The following is a 15643-nucleotide window of genomic DNA, read 5'->3' on the forward strand; positions in this document are numbered from 1 at the left end:
GGAGGGGGGGGGGGGCGGGGAGGGGGGGTGGGGGGGGGGTTTCGGCTTAGGGGGTTGTCGCGGCAAGCCGGGGGGGGGGGGGTGCCCTTTCGTTCCCCGGGCGCCACCCACCCGCTTCAGCTGTCGAAGCCGAGACCCAGCCGGTCCATCGTCCGCAGCCACAGGTTGCGCCGCCCGTCGTTGCGGTCGGCCCGGTCGAGCGACCAGCGGGTCAGCTCGATCCCGGCCCAGCGCACCGGCTCCGGTGGGAACGGCAGCGGCTTGCGGCGCACCATCTCCAACGTTGTCCGCTCGGTCCGCCGCCCGGCCAGCAGGTCGAGCATCACCTCGGCGCCGAACCGGGTGGCCCCCACCCCGAGCCCGGTGTAGCCGGCCGCGTAGGCGACCCGGCCCCGGTGCGCGGTGTCGAAGAAGGCGGAGAACCGGGTGCAGGTGTCGATCGCACCACCCCAGGCGTGGGTGAAGCGCAGGCCCGCCAGCTGCGGGAAGGTCCGGAAGAAGTGGGTGGCCAGCGTCCGGTAGGTCTGCGGCCGCTGGTCGTGCTCGGCGCGCACCCGGCCACCGTAGTGGTAGACGGCGTCGTAGCCACCCCAGAGGATCCGGTTGTCCGCCGACAACCGGAAGTAGTGGAACTGGTTGGCGCTGTCGCCCAGCCCCTGCCGGTTCCGCCAGCCGATCGAGGCGAGCTGCTCGGCGTCGAGCGGCTCGGTCATCAGCGCGTAGTCGTACACCGGCACGGTGTACAGCCGGGCCCGCCGGACCAGTGCCGGGAAGGCGTTGGTGCCGAGCGCCACCCGGCGCGCGAGGATCCGGCCGTACGGCGTGCGGACGGCCATCCCGGGGCCGCTCTCGGCGAGCGCGGTGGCCCGGGTGTGCTCGAAGATCCGCACGCCCTGGTCCAGGCAGGCCTGCTTGAGCCCCCAGGCGAGCTTGGCCGGGTTGACCATGGCGACGCCGTCCTTGTCCCAGAGCCCGCCGAGGAAGGTGGGGGAGTTGACCTCGGCGCGGATCTGGTCGGTGTCCAGCACGGCGTAGTCGCCGCCGAACCGGGCCGCGAGCTCGGCGACCTCCCGCAGCTCCTCGACCTGGTACGGCTCGGTCGCGACGTCGATCTCGCCGGTGCGCTCCCAGTCGCAGTCGATGCCGTAGCGCTTGACGCTGTCCTCGATCGACTGCAGGTTCCGGGCGCCGAGCCGTTCCAGCCGGTCCAGCTCGCCGGGCCAGCGCTGCTGCCCGTTGCCGAGGCCGTGGGTCAGGCTGGCCGCGCAGAAGCCGCCGTTGCGTCCGGAGGCCGCCCAGCCGACCTCGTGCCCCTCGATCAGCACCACGTCGAGCGCGGGGTCGCGTTCCTTGGCGATCAGCGCGGTCCACAGGCCGCTGTAGCCGCCGCCGACCACCAGCAGGTCGCAGCGGACGTCCCCGACCAGCGCGGACTGCGGCTCCGGCCGCGCGGGGTCGTCCAGCCAGAACGGGGTGGGCTTGGCGTCCTGCAGGGAGCGGGCGGGATCCATGGGTGGCTTCCTTCTGTGCACAGGAGGGCACGGGGGATGGGGGTGTCGCGGCGGAGGGGGTGGAGCCGCGCGGGTCGGCGGGCGAAGTGGCACACCGTGGGGGAGGCGGTCGGTACCCCGGTCCGTACGGTCCCTCGGCGGCGGGGGACGGCCGGGTTGGCGGAGCCCGGCGGCGGACGTGCGGCTGCGATGAGCGCCATCAGACATCCGAGACCGGGACAATGTCAATGGTGTTGTCATAAGCTCGCGCCACTGGAGCAATTCGGACAATCGGACCGGAGGGTGACGTGGGAGCGGAGTCACGGATACCGCGGGACCGGCGGCGCAGCCGGCCGACCCGCGCGGGGACGATCCTCTCCGACCAGCTGATCGTCGAGACGGCGATCCGCCTGATGGGCCAGCACGGCGCGGCGGCGCTGACGGTCCGCCGGCTCGGCGCCGCGCTCGGCGCCGACCCGTCCTCGATCTACCGGTACTTCCGCAGCACCGACGACCTGATGCTGGCCATCGCGGACGAGCTGATCGGCCGCAGCCTGGCGGGCTTCGAGCCCAGCGCGGACTGGCGGCTGACCCTGCGCGACCTGGGCCTGCGGCTGCACGCGGTCAGCCTCGCCCACCCGCACGTCGCGGTGCTCTCCGCCACCCGGGTGACCCGGCGTCCGCACGAGATCCGGACGGTCGAGCTCGGCCTCGGGGCGCTGCGCTCGGCCGGGTTCGAGCCCGACGCGGCCGCCCACCACTACCACTGCTTCGTCGACCTGGTGCTGGGCTTCGCAGCCCTGGACGCGGGCTTCGAGACCCTGCCGCCGGAGGCCGCGCGGGCCGACGACGAGGCCTGGGCCTCGACCTACGGCAGGCTTCCGGCCGAGCGCTTCCCGCACATCGCGGCCTGTGCGCGGGGCCTCCAGCGGAGCATGGCGGTCTCCGCCTTCCCCAGCACCCTGGACCTGTTCCTGGGCGCGCTGGCCGAGCTCGCCCCGGTGGACTAGCCCGGCCGGGGCTTACGACCTGTCAGCCCAGCCGGCCGGAACGAAACACTGTGGCGTCTCCGGCTCCGAGCGGGAGTGGATAGCGTCGGATCATGACCAACAGTTACGCGCTGCACGTGCCCGACCTCGACCTCGACCCGGAACCGCTGGACCCGTCGCAGGTGGTCTCCGGCGATCCCCGGGTCACCGGAAAGGTGCTCTGGGAGTCCGCGGACGGCCGGCAGCTGCGCGGAGTCTGGCAGATCACGCCGGGCGTGGTGACGGACACCGAGGCCGACGAGCTGTTCGTGGTGCTCAGTGGCCGGGCCACCGTCGAGATCGCGGACGGCCCCACCCTGGAGGTCGGCCCCGGGGACCTGGCCCGCCTGCACGCGGGCGACCGTACGGTCTGGACGGTGCACGAGACCCTCCGGAAGGTCTACACGATCACCCTGGGCGCGGACGACTGACCTGCCTCCGGGGCTGGTTTGGCGGCCCTGCCCCGGAGGCGGATCGGCGGACTCAACCGCGCCCGGCCACCTCGGGGTTGAGCGCCTCGTCCAGCCAGCGCGTGTACCCCGGGCTGCCCGGGCTGCGGTCCAGCTCCGGATCGATCCGGGCCTTCCGGGCCCGCCACAGCTCCAGCGGCAGGTAGAGCAGGCAGGAGCCACCGACGATCACCAGGCAGTAGGTGACCGCCTTGGTGCCGTTCTGCGTGTACTGCTGCCAGGCGGCCCAGGAGCAGATGCTCAGCAGGCAGGCCACGATGCCGGCGATGCTGAACCAGCCACCCGGGATCCGGTACGGCCGCGGCAGCGTGGGCTCCTTGATCCGCAGCGCGATCAGCGCGGCGACCTCCAGCAGGATCCCGAGGTTGGTGAGGAAGACGTCGAAGATGACCAGGTTGGTGAAGCTGCTCAGGCAGAACAGCGCGTAGATCACCGAGGAGCCGATGATCGAGACGATCGGCATCCGGTAGCGCCTGGTCTCCTTCGCCACCCAGCGCGGGAAGTAGCCGTCCTGGGCCAGCACGAACGGCAGTCGGGTGTTGGAGGCGAGCAGCGCCGAGAACATCGCGACCGCCGCGAACATGCCGCCGACCGTGACGGCCACCTGGAGCCACGGCCCGGCCAGCACCTTGGCGACGTCGGAGAACGACCCGGTCTGCCAGTTCTTCCAGCCGTGGTCACCGCCCGGGCCGACGGACAGCGAGCCGATGCCGGGCAGCAGGTAGCCGACCATGATCAGTACCACCGCGATGGAGAGCGCCCGGGGCAGGTGCTTGCGCGGATTCTCCATCTCCCCGGCCACGTTGGAGACACTGTCCCAGCCGGAGTAGTTCCACATCACGATGAACAGCCCGGAGCCGAACGCCTTCGCCATCGACTGGCCGGAACCGCTGGTCATCGACCCGATCGGGTTGATGCCGTGGCCGATCAGGTGCGCGATGCCGACGGCGCTGAGGATCACCATCGGGGTCAGGCAGATCAGCGCGAACACCACCGAGGACTCGCCCACCCAGCCCGCGCCGAGCAGGTTCAGCAGCGTGAAGACCACGATCACCGCGAGACAGATGAACCAGTTCAGGTCGAACTGCAGGTGTCCCAGCGTGAACAGGACGTGCTTGCCGGGCGCCACCGCCCCCACCAGGCTCTGCAGGTAGCTGGTGAAGAGCACGGGATAGAGCGCCATGTCGACGAAGCTGCAGATCCACTGCAGCATTCCCTGCTGGAAGCCCCAGAACTTGCCCAGGCCCTTCTTGACCCAGTGGTAGTAGCCACCCTCGACCGGGATGGTGGTGCCGAGTTCGGCGCAGACCAGGGCGTGCGGCACGCTGTAGATCAGCGGGGTGACGATGATCAGCAGCACGGCCATGCCGGGACCGGAGGTGGAGAAGAGCTGCTCGATCCCGTAGGCGCCGCCGGAGACGCTGAAGAAGATGAGGGCGACCAGGGGCAGCAGCCGCACTCGCCGGGGCGCCGACCAGCGCCGTACCGACTGATCCACGCGTATCGTCGTCAATGGTCACCTCTGTAACGTCGGCTCGCCCGACCTCGGTTGCCGAGGTCGGGCGAGCGGGGCTCGGCCGCTGGGGCAGGACGGCGGTGTGTGCACGCCGGCACCGGCGAAGGACCGCCCGGTGCTTGATCAGCAGTGCCTCTAGAGTCTCGGTCCTGCCCCGGGCCCGCGACAATCAAGCAGAGTGTCAAACGTCCGGAAGTCCGCTTGACACCATGCTCGACGCATATTCTGGGCCATCCGGCGGCCGGTGCACGAGTCGGCGACCTGCGAGGTCCGAACTCCCGTCAGTCGGAGGCCGGTTCGAGGCTCCGGTCGGCCGCGACCAGGGCCGGTCCGGGCTCCTCCGCCGCCTCCGCGGCGGCACCCCAGCGGCGGGCCAGCACGGCGCAGACCATCAGCTGCAGTTGGTGGAAGAGCATCAGCGGCAGCACGATCAGGCCAAGGGACGGGCCGGGGAAGAGCACGGTGGCCATCGGGACGCCGGCGGCCAGGCTCTTCTTGGAGCCGCAGAAGACGATCGCCGTCCGGTCCCGCCGGTCGAAGCCGAGCCGGCGGGCGAGCAGCGTGGTCGAGGTCAGGACCACCGCCAGCAGCGCCGCCTCCAGCAGCGCGAGCACCCCGAGCCGGGGCAGCGACACCTGTCCCCAGACACCGCCCACCACGGCCTCGCTGAAGGCGCTGTAGACCACCAGCAGGATCGAGCCGCGGTCCACCAGGCCGAGGATCCGGCGGTGCCGGGTCAGCACGCCGATGATCCAGCGGCGCAGCAACTGGCCCGCCAGGAAGGGGAGCAGCAGCTGTTCGACGATGCCCAGCACCGAACCCGCGCTGATCCCGCCGCCGTGGGTGCTGAGCAGCAGGGCGGCGAGCAGCGGGGTGACCACGATGCCGAACAGGCTGGAGAAGGTCGCGCTGCACACCGCGGCCGCGGTGTTGCCGCGGGCGATCGAGGTGAAGGCGATCGAGGACTGCACGGTGGACGGCAGCAGGCAGAGGAAGAGCATCCCCTGGTAGAGCTGCTGGGGCAGCAGCGTCGGGACGAACACCCGGCTCGCCACGCCGAGCAGCGGGAAGAGTCCGAAGGTGACGGCGAGGACCAGTCCGTGCAGTCGCCACTGCCGTAGCCCGTCCAGTGCCTCGCGGGCCGACAGCCGCGCCCCGTAGAGGAAGAAGAGCAGCCCGACCGCGACGACGGCCGCGTCCGAGACGGCCGGTGCCGCCGCCCCTCTGGCGGGGAGCAGCAGGGCCAGGCCCACCGTGCAGAGCAACGCGGTGATGAAGGGATCCACGGGCAGGCGTCGGGTCGGCTTCGGGCCGGGCATGGGTACTCTCCGCGGGCAGGGTTCGGGGTGGAATTCGGGGGTGCTTCGGGTACCCCCAGCCTTGCCGCCGGCCCGCTGATTGTGAATCCCGCTCAATGGACTCACTGTAATCACGAAATATGATAACCACAGTACAGTGGAAGTGTGTTCGATCCGGTCCAGCTCAGGTCCTTCCTCGCGGTCGCCCAGACCGGCGGGTTCACCCGCGCCGCCCAGCGGCTCGGGCTGCGGCAGTCCACGGTCAGCCAGCACGTCCGGCGGCTGGAGGAGACGACCGAGCGGCGGCTCTTCCACCGGGACACCCACTCCGTGCAGCTCACCGCCGAGGGTGAGGCGATGCTCGGCTTCGCCCGGGCGATCCTCGAGGCGCACGAGCAGGCCGCCGCGTACTTCGCCGGCACCCCGGTGCGCGGCCGGGTCCGGTTCGGGGCGTCCGAGGACTTCGTGCTGACCGAGCTGCCGCAGCTGCTGCGGACCTTCCGGCGTGGCCACCCCGAGGTCGACCTGGAGCTGACCGTGGGCCGCAGCGCGGTGCTGTACGAGCAGCTCGCCGACGGCCGGCTCGACCTGGTGCTCGGCAAGCGTTCGCCGGACGGGTCGGCGGACGGGACCGGCCCGGGGCCGGGCCACGCGGCGGACCGGCTGGTCTGGCGCGACCGGCTGGTCTGGATCGGCGCCGAGGACTACCGCCCCGACCGCGGCCAGCCCGTCCCGCTGATCGTCTACCCGCCGCCCAGCATCACCCGGACCCGCGCCCTGGACGTGCTGGACCGGGCCGGACGGCCGTGGCGCATAGCCTGCACCAGCGCGAGCCTCTCCGGCGTGCGGGCCGCCGCGCTGGCCGGCCTGGGCGTGGTGGCCCACGCCCAGGGCATGATCCCGGCCGGGTTGCGCGCCCTGCCGCCGAAGTCCGGGCTGCCCGACCTCGGCGCCACCGAGTTCGTCCTCAGTACCGGCCGCACCACCGCCCGGGGCCCGGCCGCCGCCCTGGCCGACGCCATCCTGGCGGGCGGCGACCGCCTGCACCCGCCGCGCTGACGGCCCCCGCCGCGGGCCGGGCCTGATCCGCACCCGGTCCGCGAGTGCGTCGAACGCGGGCCTCCCGGCCGCTCGTTGCGGAAGTGTTCGGATGCGGTGCTCTTGCCGGCTGGACCGGGCCGGCCGCCCCCCGAACACCAGGACACCACTCCTGACCTCCCGTTCCTCTCCCGTGCCCGGCCCGTTCGCGGACTCCGCCCCCGCCACCGGGCGCACTCCTTGATGGAACCGTAATCAGTCGGAATCGTCCCGGGCTCTTCTCTCCGTCTGGGATATCCGTCTAACTAGGTACCAACACGGGGGGTTGGGATTAGCCGTACCCAGTGAAGGGGGGAGTCCCGAGTGGGACTTCGAAGGTCAAGACGCGCCTGGATCTTGCCAAGCGCAGGTCTGACGAAAAGTCAGTAACCAAGCTCTGACGATCACTTGATGATCAGCAGGCCCCGGTCGGCGCGGGAGTGTGCCTCCCGCCGGTGGGCCTGCCGAGCGTGCGCTCGATCGCGACATCCGTCGCCGCAACGACGGCGAACGGCAACGTTGTTGTTCACGTGTGGAGAGGGGCGTGTCCGGAATGGCGATACCCGTGGGACCACGGAGGTTGAGGAAGGCGGCGGTGCTGCTCGCGGCGGTTGCGACCACCGCGGCCTGTGGTGGCGGCGGAGGAGGTGGCAACAACGCGGGCAGCGGCCCGACCGGCGCGCCGACCCAGGGTGGTGTGGTGCGGGTCGCCGAGTCGCCGTCCACCTTCCCCGACGCGATCTGGCCGTTCGACACCCCGGCCCAGGTCAGTACGGTGAACACCAGTCAGTTCCAGGAGTTGATGTACCGGCCGCTGTACTTCTGGGGGTTGGACGACAAGGTCACCCTCGACCCGGACGTGTCGATCGGTGACACCCCCACCTGGAGTGCGGACGGAAAGACCGTCACCTTCCAGGTCAAGCCGTGGAAGTGGTCCAACGGCGAGCCCGTCGACGCCCAGGACGTGCTGTTCTGGATCAACATGGCCGAGGCGGAGACCGCCAACAGCGCCTACTACACCCAGCCGAACCCGGCGATCGGCGCCAAGTACTTCCCCGACAACATCGCTTCGGCGACCGCCTCCGGCCAGACCGTGACGCTGACCCTGAACACCCAGGTCAGCCAGACCTGGTTCCTCGACGACGAGCTCAGCCAGATCACCCCGATGCCGCTCGCCTGGGACCTCACCGGCGCCGGGAAGAAGGGGAGTTGCGCGACCGACGCGTTCGGCTCGGCGGCCGCCAAGACCGACTGCGCGGCCGACTACGCCTACCTCAGCGTGGAGTCCACCAAGGGTGCCAGCTACGTCGGCAGCCCGATCTGGTCCGTGGTCGACGGCCCGTGGAAGCTGAAGAGCTACAACGGCAGCTCCGGCGCCTACGACGTGGTGCCCAACACCAGCTACTCCGGCCCGCAGAAGCCGTACCTGGACGAGGTCGACTTCGTCCCCTACACCTCGGACACCACCGAGTACGCGGACCTGAAGGCCGGCAGCAGCGGCGCCAACGCCATCGACTACGGCTACCTGCCGGCCGAGGACACCGCGCCGTACAACGCCCAGAACCCGGACGCCGGCAACCCGTTGAGCAGCGTGGGCTACTACGTGCCGAACGCCACCTACCTGGACGAGATCTCCTACTACCAGATCAACTTCGCCAACCCGAACGTGGGCCCGCTGTTCAAGCAGAACTACTTCACCAAGGCGATCCAGGACACCGTGGACCAGCAGGGCATGATCAACGGCATCTGGAAGGGCTGGGGTTACCCGAGCACCGGCGCCGTGCCCGCCAAGCCGGCCGGCAACCCGCTCTCCCCGAAGAGCCAGTCCGAGCAGGCCACCTTTGACCCGAGTGCCGCCAAGCAGCTGCTGAGCAGCCATGGTTGGGACACCGGCAGCACCCCGGCCACCTGCACCTCCCCGGGCACCGGACCGAACCAGTGCGGCGCCGGCATCGCCGCCGGCACCAAGGCCGCGTTCACCCTGGACTACCCGTCCGGGCAGGCCTCGCTGGACACCATGGCGGCCGACATGCGCTCCGACGCCGCCAAGGCCGGCATCGCCATCAACACGGTCAGCCAGACCCAGAACACCATCGGCAACGAGGGCGTGGCCTGCACCTCCGCCCAGCCCGCCGGCTGCCAGTGGCAGGCGCTGCTCTACGGCGGCTGGGTCTACTCGCCCGACTACTACCCGACCGGTGACGCGCTCTTCGCCACCGGCGCCGGCCCGAACATCTGGAGCTTCTCCGACCCGAAGCTGGACCAGCTGATCGTCAAGACCACCTCCGGCAGCGACGTCAACGACATGTACGCCTACGAGGACTACCTCGCCGGTGACCAGCCGGTGATCTACAACCCCAACCAGCTGACGGTCTACGAAGTCGTCAAGAACCTGCACATCGACGCGGGTGACCCGTTCCAGGGCTACGAGCCGGAGTACTGGTACTACACCAAATGACGACCACATCCGACCGGCCCGCCGCGTCCCCCCTCGGGGGGACGCGGTGACCGCCTACCTCATCCGTCGGCTGCTCCAGGCCCTGGTGACGGTGCTGTTGGTCACCGTCATCTCCTTCGGCCTGATGCAGCTCATGCCGGGTGGCCCGGTCCGAGCGATCCTCGGCTCGCACGCCACCCCGGAGAACATCGCCCACCTCACCCACCAGATGGGCCTCGACCGCCCGGTCTACGTGCAGTACTGGACCTGGCTGGACGGCCTGCTGCACGGCAACCTGGGCTTCGACTACACCCAACAACGCCCGGTCTCCGACCTGCTGTTCAACGCGCTCGGCGCGTCCGCCTTCATCGTCGGCGCCGCGCTGCTGCTGGCGCTGCTCATCGCCGTCCCGATGGGCATGATCCAGGCCACCCGGCGCAACAGCGGGCTGGACCACGCGTTCACGGTCTTCTCCTTCGTCGCGTACGGGGTGCCGACCTTCTTCATCGGGTTCCTGATCCAGCAGTGGTTCGAGGACGACCTCAAGTGGGTCTCGGTGCAGAACCAGGTCTCCACCTTCGGGGAGGCGCTGACCCACCCCGAGGCGATCTTCCTGCCGGTGCTCACCCTGACCATCACCACGGTGGCCGGCTACAGCCGCTACATGCGCTCCGGCGTGCTGGACCAGATCACCCAGGAGTACGTGCGGACCGCCAAGGCCAAGGGCGCCTCCCGCCGTCGCACCCTCTACGCCCACGTGCTGCGCAACGCGCTGATCCCGATGGTCACCCTGGTCGGCCTCTCGATGCCGGCCCTGGTCGGCGGCGCGCTGATCGTCGAGTACGTCTTCAACATCCAGGGCATCGGCCTGCTGACCACCCGCGCGGCGCTGCAGAACGACTACAGCATCACGCTGGCGGCGACCCTGCTGACCGCGGTGGTCACGGTGATCGGGTCGTTGCTGGCCGACCTCGGCTACGCGGTGCTGGACCCACGAGTGAGGCTCACCTGATGACGCTGACGACCGACCCGACGGCCGACCCGCCCGCCGCCGCGGCACCGGGCACGGAACCGGCCGAGAAGCCCCGCTCGCTGCTCCGGCGCGGCTGGGAGGTCTTCGCCGAGAACCGGCTGGCGCTGGTCGCCGTCGGCATCCTGGTGGCGATCACGGCCTTCTGCTTCCTCGGACCGCTGTTCTACCACTCGGACACCTCGGTGGTGAACCTCGACGCCGTCACCCGGGCGCCGGGCGGCGGGCACCCGCTGGGTACCGACAACTACGGCCTCGACGAGCTCGGCAAGCTGATGGTCGGCGGGCAGACCAGCCTGGAGATCGGGCTGGCAGCCGGTCTGATCGCGGCGTTCGCGGGCGCGCTCTACGGCGCCGTCGCGGGCTACCTGGGTGGCTGGCTCGACGCGCTGATGATGCGGGTCATCGACTCGCTGATGTCGTTCCCGCTGATCTTCCTGCTGATCTACCTCAGCAGCGTCTACGGGAAGAGCAAGACGATGCTGATCCTGGAGGTGGGTTTCACCTCCTGGTTCGGCATCACCCGCCTGGTCCGCGGCGAGGCGCTGGCCGTCAAGGTCCGCGACTACGTCTCCGCGTCGCGGATGATGGGGGCCGGCGGCCGGCGGATCATCTTCAAGCACATCCTGCCGAACACCATCGGCACCACGATCGTCAACACCACGTTCTCGATCGCCGACGCGGTCTTCGCGCTCTCCACCCTCAGCTACATCGGGCTCGGCCTCCAGGCGCCCAACAACGACCTGGGCGGCATGCTCGACATCGGCACCAGCTTCGCCAGTTCGGGCTACTGGTGGATGATCTATCCGCCGGCCGCGCTGATCATCCTGATCATCCTGTCCTTCAACGTGATCGGCGACGCGCTGCGCGACGCCTTCGAAACCCGTCTGCAGAAGCGGTGAGCCGTGGCACTCCTCGAACTGATCGATCTGCGTACCGAGATCCGGCTGAAGCGTTCGGTGGTGCACGCCCTGGACGGGGTCAGCCTCAGCGTGGACGTGGGGGAGACCCTCGGCATCGTCGGCGAGTCGGGTTGCGGCAAGACCATGACCGCGATGTCCGTCATGCGGCTGCTGCCCAACGGCGGTGAGGTGGTCGGCGGTCAAGTCCTGCTACAGGGACGGGACTTGCTTCATCTCGGTGACGAGGAGATGGACCGGGTCCGCGGCAACGAGATCGGCATGATCTTCCAGGACCCGACCACCTCGCTCAATCCGACCATGACCATCGGCCGGCAGATCTCCGAGTCGGTGCGGATCCACCGCCGGGTCTCCAAGCGGGAGGCGCACGAACGCGCCGTCGAGGCACTGTCGTTGGTCGGGATGCCCAGTCCGGCGCAGCGTGCGGGGGTCTACCCGCACGAGCTGTCCGGCGGGATGCGCCAACGCGCCATGATCGCCATGGCCTTGGCGAACGAGCCCAAGCTGCTGATCGCCGACGAGCCGACCACCGCGCTCGACGTCACCATCCAGAAGCAGATCCTGGAGCTCATCGACGAGTTGAAGCAGCGGCTCGGGATGGCGGTCATCCTGGTCACCCACGACCTGGGTGTGATCGCCGGGCGGGCCGACCAGATCGCGGTGATGTACGCGGGGAAGGTGGTGGAGACCACCCGGACCGAGGCGCTCTACGCCAATCCCCGGCACCCGTACACCGAGGCGCTGTTCGCCTCGCTGCCGGAACGCGGTGCCGAGTCCGGTGAGCGGCTCTACTCGATCCCGGGTCTGCCGCCGGACCTGACCAGGCCGCCGGAGGGCTGCCGGTTCGCCGCGCGCTGCCGGTACGCGACCGACGCCTGCACGGCGAGCGAGCCCCCGCTGACCGGGGACGTGCCGGAGCACCGGTACACCTGTTTCTTCCCGGTCGGCGAGGTCGAGTTGCCGTCCGCGCGGCCCCCGGTCGGGGTGGTCGATCCGGCACCGACCGCCGAGCCCGGGCGAACCCCGGTGGTGGACCGGCGAACCCCGCCCGGTGAGCCGCTGTTGCGGGTCGAGCACCTGGTCAAGGACTACCCCGTGACCTCCGGCCTGCTGCTGCGCCGGGCGGTGGGCGCGGTCAGCGCGGTGGCGGACGTCTCGCTGACGGTCCATCAGGGCGAGACGGTCGGCCTGGTCGGCGAGTCCGGCTGTGGCAAGACCACGGTCGGCAAGCTCATCGTGGGTCTGGAGACGCCCACCGCCGGCAGCCTGCTCTTCGCGGGCCGGGACCTCACGCAGCTGCCGCGGGCCGAGCGCCGACGGGTACGCCGGGACGTGCAGTTGATGTTCCAGGACTCCTACGCGGCGATGAACCCGCGGATGCCGGTGCGGTCCATCATGCGCGAGCCGCTGGACATCCACCGGGACGGCACCCCGGCCGAACGCGACGGTCGGATCAGGAAGCTGCTCGACGTGGTCGGGCTGCCGAAGACGGCGCTGGAGCGCTATCCGCACGAGTTCTCCGGCGGGCAGCGCCAACGCGTCGGACTGGCACGGGCGTTGGCGTTGCAGCCCAAGCTGATCGTGGCGGACGAGCCGGTCTCCGCGCTGGACGTGTCGATCCAGTCGCAGGTGCTCAACCTGATGCGCGACCTGCAGGGCGAGTTCGGCCTGTCGTACCTGTTCATCTCGCACGACCTCTCGGTGGTCCGCTACCTGGCCGACCGGATCGGGGTGATGTACCTGGGCAAGCTGGTGGAGGTCGGCCCGGCCGAGTCGGTGTACGCGTTCCCGGCGCACCACTACACCCGGGGTCTGCTGGACACCATCCCGGTGGCCGACCCGGTGGTGGAGAAGGCCAAGAGCAGCCACGGCGTCGCCGGCGAGCTGCCCTCGGCGATCGACCCGCCGTCCGGCTGCCGCTTCCGCACCCGGTGCGCGGCGGCGCAGGAGGTCTGCGCGACCACCGAACCGCCGCTGAGGCCCTTCGGCCCGGAGAGCCACCTGGCCGCCTGCCACTTCCCGCTCCGGGAGCCGGCCGCCGACCAGGCCTGAGCGGGCGGCTCGTCAGCGGGCGGGGTGCCCGGGAGCACCCCGCCCGCTCCGCTTCGACAGCCGTGCTACCAGCCGGGCGGACGAGGCGTCAGGATCCCCCGGCAACTTGCGAACAGTTGTGTGCGGGTACGCCGGATCGCCACATATGATCGGACATCTGTGCGATCAACTGTCGTCGCGCATTCACTGAAGGGGTGGGGGAGTCTCCGTCATGCCAACACGCTTGGCCAGTAGCACCGCTGTCGTTCTTCTCGCCGGAGCGGCGTTGTCCGTCGCCGTTCCCGGGGCGCAGGCCGAGGGGACGGCCGGCAGCCGAACCGTCGCGTACCAGGGCTACCAGGTCCGGGTGCCCGGCAGCTGGCAGGTGGTGGACCTCGCGCAGGATCCGCACAGCTGCATCCGCTTCGACCGGAACGTGGTCTACCTCGGGACGCCGTCGGCCGACCAGAACTGCCCGGCCGACCTGGGGGTCGGCCGGACCGACGCCCTGCTGATCCAGCCCGTGCCGGCGCCGGCCCCGGGCGTGCCGGCCGCGCCGGTGGTCGCGCCCGGGTCGCCGCTGCCGCCGTCCGTCCTGGCGGCCGGGGCCGGTGGCCACCAGCTGCAGGCCGAACTGCGCGGCACGGGGCTCGAGGTGACGGCCAGCTACGGCACCTCGCCGCAGCAGGTGAACGCGATCCTGGCCGGGGCGACCGTGCACGGCACGCCGTCCGCCGCCGGTCCGTCCGCCGCCGCGCCGGCCCGTCCGTCCGTCGCCGGGCGGTCGTCGCGCGCGGCCACCAGCACCGTTCCGAGCACCGACGCCGGCGGCAAGGGCTTCGACACCTGCACGGCCCCCTCGGCCGCGGCCATGACGGCCTGGTCCGGTGGCGCCTCGCCGTACCAGTCGGTCGGCATCTACATCGGTGGCCCCGCGCAGACCTGCGCCCAGCCGAACCTGACCCCCGGCTGGGTCGCGGCCCAGGCGGCCCAGGGCTGGTCGTTCCTGCCCATGTACGCCGGCCAGCAGGCCGCGACCGGCTCCGCGCTGATCTCCGCCGACCTGCCGACCGCCACCAACCAGGGCGCCGCGGACGCGGCGGACGCCGTGACCAAGGCCGCCGCGCTCGGCTTCACCCCGGGCGCCGTGCTCTACAACGACATGGAGGCCTACAACTCCGCGCTCTTCAAGGCCCGGGTGCTCGCCTACCTGTCCGGCTGGACCGCGGGCCTGCACAACGCCGGTTACCGGTCCGGCGTCTACTCCAGCGCCAACAGCGGGATCGCCGACGTCGCCTCGCAGTACAACGTCAGTACCTTCCCGCGCCCCGACGTGATCTGGTCGGGGAGTTGGAACTCCTCGCAGGACACCTCCGACGCGGGCATGGGCCTGCCCGGCCCCACCTACTGGCCGGCCTACCGCCGGGTCCACCAGTACGCCGGCGGCGTCAACGAGACCTGGGGCGGCGTCCAGATGAACATCGACGACAACGCGGTCAACGTCGGCTCCACGGCCACCGGCGCCGTGATGACGGCGGGGCAGCGACTCGAGGCCGGCCAGAGCATCAGCAGCCCGTCGATGACGCTGACCATGCAGAGCGACGGCAACCTGGTCGCCTACGCCAACACCGGCGGCTCGGCGCAGGGCGCGCCGATGTGGAGCGCCGGCACCTCGGGCAACCCGGGCGCCTACCTCCTGATGCAGTGGGACGGCAACCTCGTCCTCTACAGCGCCAACGGCGCGGCGCTCTGGTCCACCAGCAGCTGGGGCGACCCCGGGGCCTCCGTCACGGTGCAGACCGGCGGCAACGTGGTGCTCTCCGGCGCGAACGGGAGCACGCTCTGGTCCTCCGGCACCGGTGAGGCCCCGCAGACCCTCAACGGCGGCCAGTCCCTCGCCCCCGGGCAGTGGACGGCGGGGCAGCTGACCGAGCTGATGATGCAGGCCGACGGCAACCTCGTGATGTACCGCAAGGCCGACGGCGCGGTGCTCTGGTCGACCAACACCTCGGGCAACTCCGGTGCGTACGTGACCATGCAGACAGACGGGAACTTCGTCGTCTACCGCAAGGGTGGCGGCCCGAGCGCGGGCGGCGCCCTCTGGTCGTCCGGCACCTGGAACAACCCCGGTGCCTACGCGATCATGCAGGACGACGGCAACCTGGTCGTCTACCGCCAGGGCGGCGGCGCCACGACCGGCGGCGCGCTCTGGGCCTCCGGCACCTACGGCGCGGCCAACTGAGGTCGGCCGACCGGGCTCGGTGAAGGGTGTGTCGGGGGGGGGGGGCCGGGGGGGGGCCCACCTTCCCTAACTTCTTGGCTGTCTGTTGGGACGGTTGCCGAATT

At 70.8% G+C, this 15643-nt stretch carries 11 protein-coding genes; 8 read left to right on the plus strand and 3 right to left on the minus strand.

All coding sequences use genetic code 11. The features are described 5' to 3' along the window. Window positions 1–116 precede the first annotated feature (116 nt). Window positions 117–1511, minus strand: a complete 1395-nt coding sequence (locus tag ACZ38L_RS20765) for an NAD(P)/FAD-dependent oxidoreductase (RefSeq protein WP_465695457.1) — start codon at window positions 1509–1511, stop codon at window positions 117–119. A gap of 287 nt (window positions 1512–1798) precedes the next feature. Between ACZ38L_RS20765 and ACZ38L_RS20770 the strand changes: the two genes are divergently transcribed. Both ACZ38L_RS20770 and ACZ38L_RS20775 read left to right on the plus strand, forming a co-directional pair. Continuing rightward, window positions 1799–2500 (plus strand): TetR/AcrR family transcriptional regulator, encoded by a 702-nt coding sequence (locus tag ACZ38L_RS20770; protein ID WP_465695461.1) that lies wholly within the window; start codon window positions 1799–1801, stop codon window positions 2498–2500. A gap of 92 nt (window positions 2501–2592) precedes the next feature. Further along, a complete protein-coding gene (locus ACZ38L_RS20775) occupies window positions 2593–2949 on the plus strand; it encodes a cupin domain-containing protein (RefSeq protein ID WP_465695464.1) in 357 nt (118 codons plus the stop codon). A 52-nt stretch (window positions 2950–3001) separates the two neighbouring features. Here the strand turns inward: ACZ38L_RS20775 and ACZ38L_RS20780 are convergent, their stop codons facing one another. Both ACZ38L_RS20780 and ACZ38L_RS20785 read right to left on the minus strand, forming a co-directional pair. After that, the gene (locus tag ACZ38L_RS20780) at window positions 3002–4486 is read right to left on the minus strand and encodes an APC family permease (RefSeq protein ID WP_465695468.1); all 1485 of its coding nucleotides are present in this window, start codon (window positions 4484–4486) and stop codon (window positions 3002–3004) included. Between the two features lie 299 nt (window positions 4487–4785). After that, window positions 4786–5823 carry a bile acid:sodium symporter family protein gene (locus tag ACZ38L_RS20785; protein WP_465695471.1) on the minus strand — a complete coding sequence of 346 codons (1038 nt, stop codon included), beginning with the start codon at window positions 5821–5823 and terminating at the stop codon, window positions 4786–4788. Between the two features lie 144 nt (window positions 5824–5967). Between ACZ38L_RS20785 and ACZ38L_RS20790 the strand changes: the two genes are divergently transcribed. The 6 genes from ACZ38L_RS20790 to ACZ38L_RS20815 all read left to right on the plus strand — a co-directional run bounded on the left by ACZ38L_RS20790 (window position 5968) and on the right by ACZ38L_RS20815 (window position 15539). Next, on the plus strand, window positions 5968–6861 hold the full coding sequence (locus ACZ38L_RS20790) for a LysR substrate-binding domain-containing protein (RefSeq protein ID WP_465695475.1): 894 nt from the start codon (window positions 5968–5970) through the stop codon (window positions 6859–6861). Window positions 6862–7474: 613 nt separating this feature from the next. Beyond that, complete coding sequence (locus ACZ38L_RS20795; protein ID WP_465695477.1) at window positions 7475–9337, plus strand: ABC transporter substrate-binding protein; 1863 nt, start codon at window positions 7475–7477, stop codon at window positions 9335–9337. A gap of 46 nt (window positions 9338–9383) precedes the next feature. Continuing rightward, window positions 9384–10328: an ABC transporter permease gene (locus ACZ38L_RS20800; protein WP_396566413.1), complete on the plus strand. Its 945-nt coding sequence runs from the start codon at window positions 9384–9386 to the stop codon at window positions 10326–10328. Further along, a complete protein-coding gene (locus ACZ38L_RS20805; RefSeq protein WP_465695481.1) occupies window positions 10328–11248 on the plus strand; it encodes an ABC transporter permease in 921 nt (306 codons plus the stop codon). The genes ACZ38L_RS20800 and ACZ38L_RS20805 overlap by 1 nt, the downstream gene beginning before the upstream one ends. Before the next feature lie 3 nt (window positions 11249–11251). Continuing rightward, the gene (locus ACZ38L_RS20810) at window positions 11252–13318 is read left to right on the plus strand and encodes an ABC transporter ATP-binding protein (protein WP_465695486.1); all 2067 of its coding nucleotides are present in this window, start codon (window positions 11252–11254) and stop codon (window positions 13316–13318) included. Window positions 13319–13529: 211 nt separating this feature from the next. Then, the gene (locus ACZ38L_RS20815) at window positions 13530–15539 is read left to right on the plus strand and encodes a glycoside hydrolase domain-containing protein (protein ID WP_465695488.1); all 2010 of its coding nucleotides are present in this window, start codon (window positions 13530–13532) and stop codon (window positions 15537–15539) included. Window positions 15540–15643 lie beyond the last annotated feature (104 nt).

The sequence above is a fragment of the Kitasatospora sp. NPDC024654 genome (assembly GCF_055559155.1).